The organism is Vibrio agarivorans, from assembly GCF_030409635.1.
In the GTDB taxonomy this organism is placed as follows: Bacteria; Pseudomonadota; Gammaproteobacteria; order Enterobacterales; family Vibrionaceae; genus Vibrio; species Vibrio agarivorans.
The window spans coordinates 1750078-1764713 of record NZ_JAUFQF010000004.1 but is presented as its reverse complement, the minus strand read 5'-3'; the positions used below and the strand labels follow the sequence as shown (position 1 = coordinate 1764713).

11 protein-coding genes are annotated in these 14636 nt (G+C 47.1%); all 11 read right to left on the bottom strand.

From position 1 onward, the window contains the following. Nucleotides 1-39 precede the first annotated feature (39 nt). Nucleotides 40-999, bottom strand: coding sequence for an acetyl-CoA carboxylase carboxyl transferase subunit alpha (gene accA / locus QWZ05_RS16585; protein WP_264878141.1), 960 nt, complete (start codon nucleotides 997-999; stop codon nucleotides 40-42). 53 nt (nucleotides 1000-1052) lie between these two features. Continuing rightward, on the bottom strand, nucleotides 1053-4532 hold the full coding sequence (dnaE, locus tag QWZ05_RS16580) for a DNA polymerase III subunit alpha (protein WP_264878140.1): 3480 nt from the start codon (nucleotides 4530-4532) through the stop codon (nucleotides 1053-1055). Between the two features lie 116 nt (nucleotides 4533-4648). Then, entirely contained in the window at nucleotides 4649-5269 is a 621-nt protein-coding gene (gene rnhB / locus QWZ05_RS16575; protein ID WP_264878139.1) for a ribonuclease HII, read from the bottom strand. Continuing rightward, nucleotides 5269-6414 carry a lipid-A-disaccharide synthase gene (lpxB, locus tag QWZ05_RS16570; protein WP_264878138.1) on the bottom strand — a complete coding sequence of 382 codons (1146 nt, stop codon included), beginning with the start codon at nucleotides 6412-6414 and terminating at the stop codon, nucleotides 5269-5271. Before lpxB ends, rnhB begins: the two co-directional genes overlap by 1 nt. A gap of 70 nt (nucleotides 6415-6484) precedes the next feature. Further along, a complete protein-coding gene (gene lpxA, locus QWZ05_RS16565) occupies nucleotides 6485-7273 on the bottom strand; it encodes an acyl-ACP--UDP-N-acetylglucosamine O-acyltransferase (RefSeq protein WP_290299530.1) in 789 nt (262 codons plus the stop codon). A 1-nt stretch (nucleotide 7274) separates the two neighbouring features. Continuing rightward, nucleotides 7275-7727, bottom strand: coding sequence for a 3-hydroxyacyl-ACP dehydratase FabZ (gene fabZ, locus QWZ05_RS16560; protein WP_164648883.1), 453 nt, complete (start codon nucleotides 7725-7727; stop codon nucleotides 7275-7277). Between the two features lie 215 nt (nucleotides 7728-7942). Next, nucleotides 7943-8965: a UDP-3-O-(3-hydroxymyristoyl)glucosamine N-acyltransferase gene (lpxD, locus tag QWZ05_RS16555; protein WP_264878136.1), complete on the bottom strand. Its 1023-nt coding sequence runs from the start codon at nucleotides 8963-8965 to the stop codon at nucleotides 7943-7945. Nucleotides 8966-8971: 6 nt separating this feature from the next. Further along, nucleotides 8972-9481 carry an OmpH/Skp family outer membrane protein gene (locus tag QWZ05_RS16550; RefSeq protein WP_264878135.1) on the bottom strand — a complete coding sequence of 170 codons (510 nt, stop codon included), beginning with the start codon at nucleotides 9479-9481 and terminating at the stop codon, nucleotides 8972-8974. 102 nt (nucleotides 9482-9583) lie between these two features. After that, the gene (gene bamA / locus QWZ05_RS16545; RefSeq protein WP_264878134.1) at nucleotides 9584-11995 is read right to left on the bottom strand and encodes an outer membrane protein assembly factor BamA; all 2412 of its coding nucleotides are present in this window, start codon (nucleotides 11993-11995) and stop codon (nucleotides 9584-9586) included. A 39-nt stretch (nucleotides 11996-12034) separates the two neighbouring features. Next, nucleotides 12035-13393: a sigma E protease regulator RseP gene (gene rseP, locus QWZ05_RS16540; protein ID WP_264878133.1), complete on the bottom strand. Its 1359-nt coding sequence runs from the start codon at nucleotides 13391-13393 to the stop codon at nucleotides 12035-12037. 2 nt (nucleotides 13394-13395) lie between these two features. Continuing rightward, nucleotides 13396-14598 (bottom strand): 1-deoxy-D-xylulose-5-phosphate reductoisomerase, encoded by a 1203-nt coding sequence (gene ispC / locus QWZ05_RS16535; protein WP_290299525.1) that lies wholly within the window; start codon nucleotides 14596-14598, stop codon nucleotides 13396-13398. Nucleotides 14599-14636 lie beyond the last annotated feature (38 nt).

Sequence of the window (14636 nt, the reverse complement as noted above, 5' to 3'; positions counted from 1 at the left end):
CATCATAACCTGTTTGTTTAAAGAGACAACAGCGCTGAATTAACAGTAACCGTAGCTCATTAGGCGCTGGTAACGGCGCTCTAGTAGCGCTTCATTATCAAATTGCTCGAGCTCTGCCAGTTGCTTCAGCAGCATCTCTTTCATTGAGCCTGAAATTGCTACGTAGTCACGATGCGCGCCACCCAGTGGCTCTTCAATGACTTCATCAATCAGCTCCAGTTCTTTGAGGCGTGGTGCCGTTAAGCCCATAGCTTCAGCTGCTTGTGGTGCTTTCTCTGCATCACGCCACAAAATGGAAGCGCAGCCCTCAGGGGAGATAACTGAATACGTCGAGTATTGCAGCATATTCACATAATCACCCACTCCGATAGCCAATGCACCACCAGAACCACCTTCACCGATAACGTTACAGATAACAGGCACTTTAAGCCCCGCCATCACTTTAAGGTTGGTGGCAATCGCTTCAGATTGACCGCGTTCTTCGGCTCCAACGCCAGGGTAGGCACCTGCAGTATCAATGAATGTCACGATAGGCATGTTAAAGCGCTCAGCCATTTTCATTAGGCGCAGTGCCTTACGGTAACCTTCAGGCTTAGGCATACCAAAGTTACGCTTTACTTTCTCTTTAGTTTCACGACCTTTCTGATGGCCAATCACCATCACAGGGCGGCCCTCAAGACGAGCAATACCACCGACAATCGCTTTGTCATCTGCGTACGCACGATCGCCTGCCAGTTCATCAAACTCTGTGAACACATGCTCTAGATAGTCAAGAGTGTATGGACGCTGTGGATGACGAGCAAGTTGAGCTGTCTGCCATGCGCTCAAATCGCTGAATGTTTTCTGCTTTAGTTCTAAGCTCTTTTTCTCTAGCTGTTTGATCTCTTTGTCTAGATCAACAGTGCTGTCGCCGCCGTGGCGAGTAACATCACGTAGCGCTTCAATTTTTGCTTCTAATTCTGCAATCGGCTTTTCAAATTCTAAAAAAGTTAGGCTCATCTATGGATCCTTGTTTACTCGATTTACCGCAACGAATTCCGTGACAGTCGAGGTTAGTGAAATTCGAGTTCTACCTGGCGTTTGCCAAGTAGCTGTTTTAATTCATCTAGTAGTGTATCGCTTGGGGTCACTCGCCATTGAGTGCCCATCGTAATACGGGTTCGCGCATCTGACCTTTGATAGTATACATGCACAGGCACACTACCGGCCCTATGTGGCTCTAATATCTGACTAAATCGCTCAAAAAATGTTTCATTTATTTGAGATTCATTAATGGAAATGGATAACCCGCGTGCAAATTTCTCTCGCGCCGCGCCCAAATCCATAACTTCGCGCGCCGACATTTTAAGGCCGCCGTTAAAGTCATCAAAGCTGACCTGTCCAGAAACGACCAATATTTTGTCTTTTTCTAGCAATTCTGCGTATTTTTCTAGTGCATCTGAGAATAACATCACCTCAATACGCGCGCTGCGATCATCTAAGGTCATGATTCCGATACGTGTACCGCGCTTGGTAGTCATCACTCGCGCGGCTATCACCAAACCCGATAATGTCACCGTTTGATCTCGACGAGTTGGGGTGGCGTCTTTCAAGCGGCAACTAGTGTACTTACCCAACTCTTTAATATACTCGTTGATTGGGTGGCCAGTGAGATACAAGCCAAGCGTATCACGCTCCCCTTCCAACCATACTTTTTCAGGCCAAGGCGGCACTTGAATGTACTTGTGCTCAACCTCTTCTGGTGCGTCTGTCAACACACCAAACATATCACTCTGACCAAAGGCCTCAGCTTGGTGATGCTGAGCCGCCGCTTTGACGGCATCATCTAACGAAGCCATCAGCGCCGCACGATGTGGGCCTAAGCGATCTAACGCACCTGCATAAATCAGCTTTTCGATAACGCGCTTGTTCACTTTTTTCAGGTCAATACGCGCACAAAAATCGAAGAGATCTTTAAAGTGGCCGTCTTTCTCACGTGATTCAAGAATGGCATCGATTGGGCCTTCACCCACCCCTTTAATCGCACCGATACCATAGACAATCGCGCCTTTCTCATCAACGTTAAAGCGATAGAGGCCCGCATTGATATCAGGTGGCAATACCGTGAGTTTCATGCGCAAGCACTCATCCACTAGGCCAACAACCTTCTCGGTATTATCCATATCCGCGGTCATTACCGCCGCCATAAATTCGGCTGGGTAATGGGTTTTCAACCATAATGTCTGATAAGAAACGAGAGCGTATGCCGCTGAGTGAGATTTGTTAAAACCATAACCGGCAAACTTCTCAACCAAGTCGAAGATTTTCATCGCCAACTCGCCATCGACACCATTGGCAACCGCACCTTCCTCAAAGGTGGCACGCTGCTTGGCCATCTCTTCTGGCTTTTTCTTACCCATCGCACGACGCAGCATATCCGCTCCGCCCAGCGTATAACCAGACAGAACCTGCGCGATCTGCATGACCTGCTCTTGATAAAGGATAATGCCGTAGGTCGGTTCGAGTATCTCTTTAAGTGAGTCGTGCTGCCACTTTTCGTCTGGGTAAGAGACCGCCTCTCGACCATGCTTACGGTCGATAAAGTTATCTACCATGCCCGATTGCAACGGGCCGGGACGGAACAGCGCCACCAATGCGATGATATCTTCAAAACAGTCTGGCTGAAGACGCTTAATCAGCTCCTTCATCCCACGAGATTCAAGCTGGAATACCGCGGTGGTTTCCGAATTTTGTAGCAATCGGAACGATGATTCATCTTCGAGTGGGATAGACTCGATGCGAACTGGCGCAAGCCCTTCACGCTCGAGGCGTGGGTTAATCAAACCCAATGCCCAGTCAATAATGGTCAGCGTACGCAGGCCCAAGAAGTCAAACTTGACCAAACCCGCTGTTTCAACGTCATTTTTATCAAACTGCGTAACCGGGAAATGCCCTTCAGAATCGGCATAAATCGGTGCAAAATCGGTGATGGTGGTGGGGGAAATTACCACCCCACCCGCGTGTTTACCCGCGTTTCGTGTACACCCTTCTAGGATACGACACATATCGATGAGATCTTTAACTTCCTCATCGCGTTCATAAAGCTCAGGCAACGCAGGTTCAGCTTTAAACGCTTTCTCTAACGTCATACCGGGGTCAGGTGGAATCAGTTTAGAAATTCGATCAACAAAGCCAAACGGATGGCCCAGCACACGTCCCACATCACGAATTACCGCTTTTGCTGCCATCGTACCGAAGGTAATGATCTGTGACACCGCGTCACGGCCATACATCTCAGCAACGTGATCAATGACTTGGTCACGCTTATCCATACAGAAGTCGACATCGAAATCGGGCATCGAGACACGTTCGGGGTTCAAGAAACGTTCGAAAAGTAGATCGTATTCGAGTGGATCGAGATCGGTGATCTTTAGCGCATACGCTACCAAAGAACCGGCACCGGAGCCACGCCCCGGCCCAACGGGAATATCGTTATCTTTTGACCACTGGATGAACTCCATTACGATCAAGAAGTAACCGGGGAAACCCATCTGGTTGATCACTTTCAGTTCGACATCTAAACGCTCATCGTATTCAGGGCGTCGCTCTGCCCGGACATCAGGATCGGGAAAGAGGAACTCTAAACGCTCTTCAAGGCCTTCTTGTGATTTCTTGACCAAAAAGTCGGTCTCTTCCATCCCCTCGGTTGGGAAAGCGGGGAGGAAGTACTCTCCTAGTCTGACGGTTACGTTACATCGTTTTGCAATCTCTACACTGTTTTCGAGGGCTTCTGGAATGTCAGCAAACAGTTCACACATCTCCTCTTCACTGCGAAGATACTGCTGAGGACTATAATTCTTTGGTCGACGAGGATCATCGAGAGTAAAACCATCATGAATCGCTGCGCGGATTTCATGTGCATCAAACAAATCTTGCTCAATAAACACCACATCGTTGGTCGCAACAACCGGCAGATCGTGCTGCTCTGAAAACTCTATGGCGAAGTGCAGATAACTCTCTTCATCAGCGCGTCCGGTGCGAGTCAACTCAAGGTAGAAGCGGTCAGCAAAATGTTGTTTGTAGAAGTCAGCACATTGAGCCGCAAGCGCTTGATTGCCTTTAAGCAATGCGCGACCTATTTCGCCGCTCTTACCGCCAGACAGCAGGATAAGCCCTTTGGCGTGATTTGCTAGCCAAGCTTTATCAATGACAGGCTGATGCTGTACGTGTCCTCGTAAATAAGCCTCGGAGATCAGTAATGTGAGGTTCTTGTAGCCATCGTTGTCTGCCGCGAGTACGGTGAGCGATGTTAACTCTTCACCAAACTCATCAGACTGCATGGAAAAATCCGCACCGATAATAGGCTTAATACCCTTTCCATGAGCGTTACCATAGAACTTCACCAAACCACATAGGTTGGTAAAGTCTGTCAATGCCATCGCTGGCATACCAAGCTCGGCAACTTTGTTGACTAAAGGGGGAACTTTGTTAATTCCATCCACCATGGAGAAATCACTGTGAATGCGAAGGTGGATAAACTTAGGGTCAGCCATTAAACGGTCCGGTTACTGTCTAAAATCAGTTTTAGGTGAAATTTTAACGTACTTTCACCTCAAATGTATGCTTGATTGTAGCCAACTGCTTTAAAATCAAACCAGCTGGCGTATTGCTACTCTATCCCTAGCGCACGTTTGACGGGTTTAAAGCTCTTACGGTGTTGATCAATCACACCATGCTTCTCAATCGCTTCAAAATGCGCCTTGGTCGGGTAACCTTTATGTTTGGCAAAACCAAACTCTGGATGCTGCTTATCAAGCTCTTCCATCTCTTGATCGCGCACCACTTTAGCGATAATTGACGCGGCACTAATCTCTGCGACACGCAGGTCGCCTTTTACCACCGCTTGGCTGTCCATCGCGAGCTCTGGACATCGATTACCATCGATCAGTGCCAAGTCAGGCTGAACCGCAAGGCCAGCAATAGCTCGCTGCATAGCAACCATGGTTGCTTGGAGAATGTTGAGCTGATCAATCTCTTCTGGTGAACAGCGGCCTACAGACCAAGCCAGCGCTTTCTCTTTAATCTCAGGCAACAGTGCTAATCGCTTCTTTTCGCTTAACTTCTTTGAGTCGTTTAGGCCTTCTATCGGATTGTTGGGGTCAAGGATAACCGCAGCGGTCACGACATCACCGACTAATGGGCCTCGTCCAACCTCGTCTACGCCTGCAACTAACTGATACCCTGCTGGGTATTCAAACTCTGGAAGTTCTTGTGCTTTTTTTACTGCCATTACGCTGTCTTTCCAATCAAATTCAATACGGCATCCGCTGCTTGTTTGTCTGCATCTTTACGAATCCATTGATGCATCTCTGTAAACTTGTCGATAAGCGGTTGCGTATCGCCTTCAAGTAACTGCTTTACCTCATGATAAAGGTTATCGACGGTGCACTCTTCTTGGAGGAACTCTTTAACCAAGGGCGCATCCGCTAAAATATTAGGTAAAGACACATACGCGGTTTTCAACATGCGCTTGGCCAAAAATCCGGTAATGGCATTCACCTTATAACCCACTACCATAGGGCGCTTAACCAACATGCACTCCAATGCCACTGTACCTGACGCTAACATCACTGCGTCAGACGCCGTAATAACAGTTCGCGCAGTATCATTGATTAAAGTAAAGGGTAACTCAGGGGCGATTTGTTGCCACACTTCTTCAAATTGAACGCGGCGCTTATCATTGACCAAAGCCACAACAAAGCCCAGTGAAGGGTCATCTTGATGTAGCCTTTGGCAAGTTTGAATAAATGGCTCCGCTAGCATCGAAAGTTCACTGCCACGACTGCCCGGCAGAACTGCAAGCCAGCGTTTACTGCTATCGAGACCGAGTTGCTGCTGCGCGGCCTGCTTGTCAGAATGCAGGGGAATAGCATCCGCTAGTGTGTGACCAATAAACTCACACGGCACATTAAACTTATCGTAAAACGCTTTCTCAAACGGCAAAAAGGCAAGAACGAGATTCGTTGCTTTGGCAATGCCATGAATACGGTTTTGACGCCATGCCCAAACCGATGGACTGACGTAATGGACAGTTTTGATTCCAGCTTGCTTGAGATCTTTCTCTAGTCTCAGATTAAAATCTGGCGCATCGATCCCAATAAACACATCTGGAGGATTGTCAGTAAAGCGTTTAACCAGTTCCGCCTTGACATGAAGCAGTCGTCTCAAGCGGCCAAGCACTTCCACAAGCCCCATCACCGCAAGCTCTTCCATATCAAACCATGATTCACAGCCATTGGCGATCATCTTTGGTCCACCGATACCGACAAACTCTGCATCAGGATACTGCTGTTTTATCTGGGCAATCAGGCCTTCACCCAATGTATCTCCCGACAGTTCTCCCGCTACAATTCCTACTCGTAATGGTTTTGCCATAACTCTCTTTCCTTAAAATGCAAAAAGACCGCCATTAAGGCGATCTTTTTCGAATCACCGAAGGTGAGTATTAACGAATAATACCACGCTCAGAATTTTCTAGCATATCGCACATAGGCTGAATTTTTGGTGACTCTTTTGCCATCTCGGCAAGAGACGCTTTCGCCTCTTCAAGCGTTTTACCTGAGCGATAAATTTCTTTGTATGCAGTTTGCAGTGCACGAAGTTCTGCTCGCTCAAAACCATTACGCTTCAGGCCAACAAGGTTCAAGCCAAATGGTGTTGCGTGGTTGCCTTGAGCCAACACGTAAGGCAGAACATCTTGTACAACAGCCGAACAACCACCAATGTAAGCGTAGGCGCCAACACTACAGAATGGGTGAATCGCTGATAGTGCCATGACACCTGCATGATCACCGACCGTTACATGGCCGCCCAAGATTGCATTGTTGCCGATGTGCGTATGATTACCAACAATCACATCATGCGCAACGTGAGCATTCACACACAGTAGATTGTCGTTGCCCACAACAGTTGTACTCTTATCTTGAGTCGTACCGCGATGAATTTGCACACTTTCACGAATCACATTGCGATCACCAACAACAACCGTTGTGTCTTCACCGCCATACTTCTTGTCTTGGTTTTCTTCACCAATAACCGCTTGCGGGAAGATACGGTTCTCATTACCAATGGTCGTGTGACCTTTGATCACAACGTGAGACATGATCTCGTTATTTTCACCGATAACCACATCTTTGGTGATGTAAGTAAAAGGGCCAACAACGGTGTTAGCACCAATCTTTGCACCCTCTTCTACAACTGCAGCAGGGTGAATTTGAGCCGTCTCATGAATCATATCAAAACTCTCTACGTGCACATTTTAGTTCTGCAGAGCAGACAACTTCGCCATCAACTTTTGCCACACCATTAAATGCAGCAATACCGCGACGTTCTTTCAGGAACTCAACTTCAATCACCAATTGGTCACCCGGCGTGACTGGCTTGCGGAATTTCGCACCGTCAACGCTCGCGAAGTAGTAAAGTTCATTACCTTGAGGGGCACCGAACGATTTAAACGCCAACAAACCTGTTGCTTGCGCCATTGCTTCCAGAATCAGTACACCTGGAAAAACAGGAAGTTGTGGGAAGTGACCAGTAAACTGAGGCTCATTCACAGAAACGTTTTTGATTGCCTTAAGAAACTTTGCTTCTTCAAAATCTACTACACGGTCAATCATCAAAAATGGGTAACGATGAGGAAGAAGTTCCTGAATTTCAGTAATATTCATCGTTTTATTTTCTGTCGTCACAGTCCTAATCCTTTCTATTTAAATTCTTTCTAGTATACCCAACAACGGCGTATTTGCGGAAAATCCACATGCATTGCATCGCGATGATGGGCAGGTGATCCCACTTAATGGCATCACCAATATGCGTTATGAACAAAAAGACTCGCTAGTGCGAGCCTTTTTCTCATTGGCTAACTCTACGTTAAGCCGCAGCTTAGCGTGTATAAGTCAGGTTCTTATTCGGCCTCGAGCTTCTTCTCTACCGCTTTCAGACGTTTATTCATATCGTCGATACGATGAACACGTGCTGCGGTTTTGCGCCACTCTTTATTGGTTTGTAGTGGAATACCTGACGAATAAACGCCTTTCTCTTCCACACTGCGCATCACCATGCTCATCCCAGTAATGGTCACGCCATCACCGATAGCAATATGACCGTTGATCACAACGGCGCCACCAATAATACAGTATTTACCTATGGTGGTACTGCCGGCGACAATAGTACCACCAGCCATCGCTGTACCATATCCGATGTGCACGTTATGGGCGATTTGGATCTGATTATCGATAATGACATTATCTTCAATCACAGTGTCATCTAGTGCACCACGGTCAATGGTAGTGCATGAACCAATCTCAACGCGATTGCCAATACGAACGGTGCCAAGTTGAGGGATTTTAATCCACTCCCCCTTCTCGTTTGCGTAACCAAAGCCATCAGAGCCGATAACGGTATTCGCTTGCACGAGACAGTTTTCACCCAACTCAACGCGATGATAGATGCTCACGTTTGACCAAAGTTTGGTATTTGCGCCTAGCTTCGCTTCTTTACCGATAAAGCAGCCTGCACCAATCACAACGTTATCACCAAGCAAAGCACCAGATTCAATCACTGCATTGGCACCGACAGAGACGTTCTCTCCGAGTTTCACGTCGTCAGCAATGACAGCTGAAGCCGCGATTGAACTTGCCGGCGCTGGTGTGGTGTCCAGCGCTTGCGTTACGCGAGCAAAAGCGACATAAGGGTCATCAACAACGAGGGCATTGTTAGGACAAAGCTCTCGCTGCGCCTCTTTCACCATCACTACCGTCGCCGCACATTCATCTAGGTGCTTGGCGTATTTCGGGTTTGATAGGAAAGTGACCGAACCTTCCTGAGCCTTATCCATTGGCGCTACAGTAGAGACAACCGCCTTGTTGTCGCCATGAAGTGTCCCGCCGGTAATTTGGGCTAATTGTTCAAGAGTCAGTGAGGTCATAGAAAATTACTTGATTGCCTTGATAACTTTTTCTGAAATGTTGTATTCAGGTTTCGCGTAAGACACTGCTTGGATATCAATGATCATATCGTAACCTTCGCTCTTAGACACTTTCTCAACCGCGTCTTGGATCAACATAAAGAGTTTTTGCTTTTCTTCTGCTTCACGACGAGCCGTTGCTTTTTCAAGTGACTGGCCTTTTAGACGGAATTCGTTCTCAAGTTGAGCAATTTCCATGCGCGCTTCTTCTACTTGCGCTTGGCTCATTAGCTCACCATCACGCTGAAGTTTTTCCATCTTAGTACGCGCGTTCGCTTCAATCGCTTTTAGCTCATCTGCGCGGTCTTTAAACTCCTCTTGAAGCTTTTGCAGTGTTGCTTCACGTTGAGGCAACTCTTGAAATACTTGTGCTGTATTGATGTAACCGACTTTTTGCGCCGCTTCCGCTGCGTGTGCGAATACAGAAGAAGTTAGAACTACTAGGCTAAGACCAGCCGCTTTAATCATTGATTTCAAAATATCATCCTCGATGTTTTGTCTATCGCAGCTCGTATAAATGCGTTATTGCCGAGCTGCGTAAATGCATAAATTGCTTCTCTAAAAGCAGATTATCGACTTTTAGAAAGTACGTCCAATAGTGAATGTAAAGAATTCGTCATCATCACCTTCGTAAATCTTGATTGGTTTCGCTAGCGAGAAGACCAATGGACCCATTGGCGACATCCACTGTAGTGCGACACCGTAAGACGCTCGGTAGTTCCCCCAGTCAGAGTAATCGTAGTAATACTGACCACCACCGCTGATTGAGCTGTCTTTATTGTAGAAGAACTCGGTATCCCAAACACTTGCCGCATCAATAAAGGCACTGGTGCGAATCTGGCTGCGCGCTTCATCGGATGCAAATGGCGTTGGGAAAATTAACTCAAGACTAGCAAGTGCAATGGCGTTACCACCCACTGAATCATCTGTCGCTGACACCGTACCATTGTTCGAACTACCATAGTTGGTATAAACCGCTTTAGGACCTGCTGTATTAGAACGGAAACCACGCAATGTGGTAAAGCCACCGGCATAGTAGTTCTCGTAAAACGGTAGAATGTTATCACTGTCACCCGTAGTGCCATAACCGTTGCCGTAACCAAGGCGACCACGCATCAAGAGCGAGAAGTCATGCTTTTCGGTTAGAGGCATGTATTGGCGAACGTCGTATTGCACTTTGAAATATTTTGCGTCTGAGCCAGGTGTCGTGATCTTGGCAAAAGCACGTTGGTGGTTACCCGCCGTTGGGAAATAACCTCGGTTAAGGTTATTACGCGTCCACGAAATATTGACGTCAAAGTCATCAGTCGTGATCTCATTTTGACCACCTTGGCCGATACTGCGCGCAAAACGCTGTGCCTGGTCATACGTCGGTACATTACCGATATTGTTATGGGTATAGCCCAAACCAAATTCAAAGCGGTTCAACTCATCAAATGGGAAACCCCATGTTACCGACGTACCGTAACTTTCGTTGGTATAGTCGATGATACCGGCTTCAGAAGCCTCAAACTCGTTGTAGAAGATCGAACCGGCTAAACTCACACCGTCGATGTTCCAGTATGGGTCACGGTAGTCTAAGCTAACGTTCTTCTGGTAATCGTTCATCATCGCGCTAATACCAACGCGGTTACCTGAACCTAAGAAGTTGTCTTGCTGCAGACCAACCTGGAAACTCACACCCGATTCAGTACCGTAACCGACACCGAAATTGACGCTGCCCGAGTTCGCCTCTTTCACGTTGTACACCAAGTCAACTTGGTCATCACTGCCCGGGACACGTACAGTTTGTACATCTACCGTTTCAAAAAAGCCCAGACGGTTCAAACGGTTCTTACTGGTCTCAATCGATTGAGAGTTAAGCCAGCTGCCCTCCATCTGACGCATTTCACGGCGCAGTACTTCATCTTTAGTTGAGTTATTACCAGTAAAACGAATATCACGAACGTAAATACGGTTACCCGCTTCAACGTTGACTAACAGTGAAACCTCTTGGTTCTCATCGTCAAATTCAGGGATAGTTGTCACCTGTGGGTAGGCGTAACCCGCTTCACCAAGAATGCGCTTAACGCTCTCTTCTAAGCCTGTTACTTCCGAGCCGTTGTAGGTATCACCAGATTTAAACGGCACTAAAGCCTTAAACTCAGATTCTTTACCAATCAAGTCACCGCGGAAGTTCACCTCTTTAACCGAATACGGTTCACCCTCAATCAGGCCAAGAGTGATATACACTCCTTTTTTATCTGGTGAGATCGCCACTTGTGTCGAGTCAACTTGGAACTTAAGGAAACCACGGTCTAGATAGTACGAGCGAAGGGCTTCAATATCACCGGCAAGGACCTGTTTCTGATATTTGTCATCCGCTAAAAAGTTCCACCAAGCCACGTTCACATTCAGATTAAAGCGGCTCAAGAGCTCTCTGTCAGAAAACTCTTCATTACCGAGAAAGTTAATCTGCTGGATCTTAGCTGAGACACCTTCACTAAAGACAAATTTCAAGTCGGCACGATTACGCGGTAGTGGCGTGACAACGGCTTGAACCTGCGCGTTGTATTTACCCACACTGTAGTAAAAGTCTTCTAGACCTTTCTCAATCGTTGAGAGTGTTGTGCGGTCAAGTGCTTCACCCATACGAACGCCAGAAGCGTCAAGGTTCTGCTGAAGCTGCTCGTCTTTAATTGCGCTGTTACCAGAAAACGAAATGCTCGCAATCGTCGGGCGCTCAGTCACGCGAACAATCAACACATCGTTGTCACGTAGCACTTCGATATTTTCAAAGTTACCTGACGCGTAGAGTGAGCGAATGATATCAGCAACATCTTGTTCACCAACTTCATCGCCAACACGTACTGGCATATTAAGTAGCGCAGCACCGAGTGCTACACGCTGGAGTCCTTCGATCTGAATGTCTTGTACCACAAAACCTTCAGCTCCATTCGCGGACAGGCTAGTTGCAAGCAGAGTTGCAAGTAGCGTCTTTTTCATCGCCATAAGTTGTTAGTTATTCCTTACTACTTACTATTGCCTTATTTATAGGCGAGCAAAATCGTTAAATATTGCCACTGCCATCAGAGCGAAAATAATCATTCCGCCAATACGATAGCCCATTTCTTGAATCTTCTCTGGCACTGGACGTCGTGTCACAGCCTCAACAGCGAAGAACATCAAGTGACCACCATCAAGCATTGGCAGTGGCACTAAATTAATAATCCCCAAGTTAACACTTATCAGTGCGAGGAAACCAAGGAAATACACCAAGCCGTAATCGGCGGTTGCTCCTGCACCTTGTGCAATTGAAATCGGTCCACTTAGGTTGTTTAAACCAACATCACCCACTACGAGTTTCTTCAACATAGTGACCGTCAAGTTAATCACCTGACCGGTTTTCTCGAATGCTTTGCCAATAGAATCAAATACACCATATTGAAGATCGAAGCGATAGCTTTCTGGCCATTCTGAGACCTTAGGTACGATTCCAGCAAAACCGACTTGCGAACCATCACGCCCTTCACGCGCATCTGGCACTAATGTGTAGCTGGCTTGTTGTCCTTCACTGATAACAGAAAGCTCAATCGGAGTATTCGCACTCGCTTGTATCGCGAGTACAACTTGCTCCCACGTTGGGTTTTCAACCGTATCAACCGCGACAATCTCATCACCGACACGCAGGCCTGCTTTGGCCGCTGCGCCGTCTTCCGAAACGCTGGTTAATATAGGTTGAATCTCAGGAGAGTAAGGTCTAAATCCAAGTGATGTCAGCGCAGATTCTTTTTCAGGGTTAAATTCCCAGGTACTCAAATCCAACGTCTTAACCTGATTTGCGCCAACTTGCTCTGGTGATGTGACAGTCAATGTCATTGAACCATCACCAATATGCGCAATCAGACCCATGTTAACTGATTCCCAATCTCGCGTTTTGACGCCTGAAACTTCGATAAGTTCCATGCCTGGCTGCAAACCTGCTTCAGCTGCGATCGAATGAGGAGTCACTTCGCCAACAACAGGCTTAACAGCCGGTACACCAATAAGGAAAACTAACCAATAGGCAAAGACAGCAAAAGCAAAGTTAAATGCAGGGCCTGCTGCGACAATAGAGGCGCGTTTCCAAAGTGGTTTCTTGTCAAACGCGAAAGCTTGTTGATCGGCAGGAACATCATCGACGCGCCCGTCGAGCATTTTTACGTAACCACCAAGCGGGATAATCGAAATATTGTATTCCGTGCCATCCTTGCCGACTCGAGACCAAATTGACTTACCAAAGCCAATAGAAAAGGTTTCTACTTTGACTCCACATCGGCGTGCCACCCAAAAGTGACCAAACTCATGCACTGCTACCAAAATACCTAAAGCAACAATGAATGAGGCAAAGTTCCACAAAATACCAGTCATAACTACAGTTCTCGTAGTGATTCAATCGCGATTGTTCGAGCCATTCTATCTAGCTCTATCAAGCTTTCCAAGTCATAGCTGCTAGAGAGTCGATTCATTGCACAGGCTTTGTTCAATACCAATGCATTCAGGCGAGCAATATCGGTGAATTTGATCTGCTCATTTAAAAAGGCGTCTACTGCAATTTCATTGGCTGCATTGAGCGCCGTTGTTGCATGTTGCCCTTCGTAACAGGCGTCTATCGCGAGCTTCAAACACGGATAACGGTTGTAATCTGGCTCAAGGAAAGTTAACTCACCGACTTTAGTAAAATCTAGTGGTGCAACACCAGAAGGAACACGTTCGGGATAGGCCATCGCACAAGCGATAGGCGTGGCCATATCTGGCTCTCCCATCTGCGCAAGCACCGAGCCGTCGTTATACTGCACCATGGAGTGGATAACCGACTGAGGGTGAATAATGACCTTAAGCTGTTCTCGAGAAGCATTAAATAGCCACTTAGCTTCAATATACTCAAGGCCCTTGTTCATCATAGTTGCTGAATCAACCGAAATTTTCGGTCCCATTGACCAATTCGGGTGCGCAATAGCCTGAGCAGGTGTCACGCTATCTAGCGTATCGATATCTGAATAACGGAATGGGCCACCAGAACCTGTCAATAGAATCTGGCTAACGCCATTCTCGGCTAGGTCACAATGCCCCATGCGGGTTTGCATATCGGTATTGAGACATTGGAAAATCGCATTGTGTTCACTGTCTACGGGTAACAGCTCGGCACCCGATTGCTGCACTGCGTCAATAAACACCTGACCAGACATCACCAAGGCTTCCTTGTTGGCGAGCAAGATACGCTTACCTGCTTTGACCGCCGCAAGAGTTGGAACAAGCCCTGCCGCGCCAACAATCGCCGCCATAACCGTGTCGATTTCTTTGAGTGTCGAGACCTCGACTAAGCCTTCCACACCTGCAAGAACTTCAATTTTGAGCTGATGCTGCGCAAGCAGTTGCTCCAGCTTTAAGGCCGCCTCTTTGTCCGCCATCACAGCATACTTAGGCTGCCACTTTAGGCAAAGTTCGAGCATTTTTGGGTAATTTGAGCCAGCAGCAATCGCTACTACAGAATAAGCAGAAGGGTTATTTTCAATTACTTTGAAGGTACTGGCGCCAATAGAGCCTGTCGCGCCAAGAATCGTTAGCTTTCTCATCGTAACAACCGATTTGAACAAGAGCAGGCCCGAAGGCC

Excerpts from the sequence above, each read along its gene's own strand:
- bamA (WP_264878134.1), bottom strand. The coding sequence starts at position 11,995 with ATGGCGATGAAAAAGACGCTACTTGCAACTCTGCTTGCAACTAGCCTG.
- lpxA (WP_290299530.1), bottom strand. The coding sequence starts at position 7,273 with ATGATTCATGAGACGGCTCAAATTCACCCTGCTGCAGTTGTAGAAGAG.
- ispC (WP_290299525.1), bottom strand. The coding sequence starts at position 14,598 with ATGAGAAAGCTAACGATTCTTGGCGCGACAGGCTCTATTGGCGCCAGT.
- rnhB (WP_264878139.1), bottom strand. The coding sequence starts at position 5,269 with ATGGCAGTAAAAAAAGCACAAGAACTTCCAGAGTTTGAATACCCAGCA.
- accA (WP_264878141.1), bottom strand. The coding sequence starts at position 999 with ATGAGCCTAACTTTTTTAGAATTTGAAAAGCCGATTGCAGAATTAGAA.
- dnaE (WP_264878140.1), bottom strand. The coding sequence starts at position 4,532 with ATGGCTGACCCTAAGTTTATCCACCTTCGCATTCACAGTGATTTCTCC.
- rseP (WP_264878133.1), bottom strand. The coding sequence starts at position 13,393 with ATGACTGGTATTTTGTGGAACTTTGCCTCATTCATTGTTGCTTTAGGT.
- lpxD (WP_264878136.1), bottom strand. The coding sequence starts at position 8,965 with ATGACCTCACTGACTCTTGAACAATTAGCCCAAATTACCGGCGGGACA.
- lpxB (WP_264878138.1), bottom strand. The coding sequence starts at position 6,414 with ATGGCAAAACCATTACGAGTAGGAATTGTAGCGGGAGAACTGTCGGGA.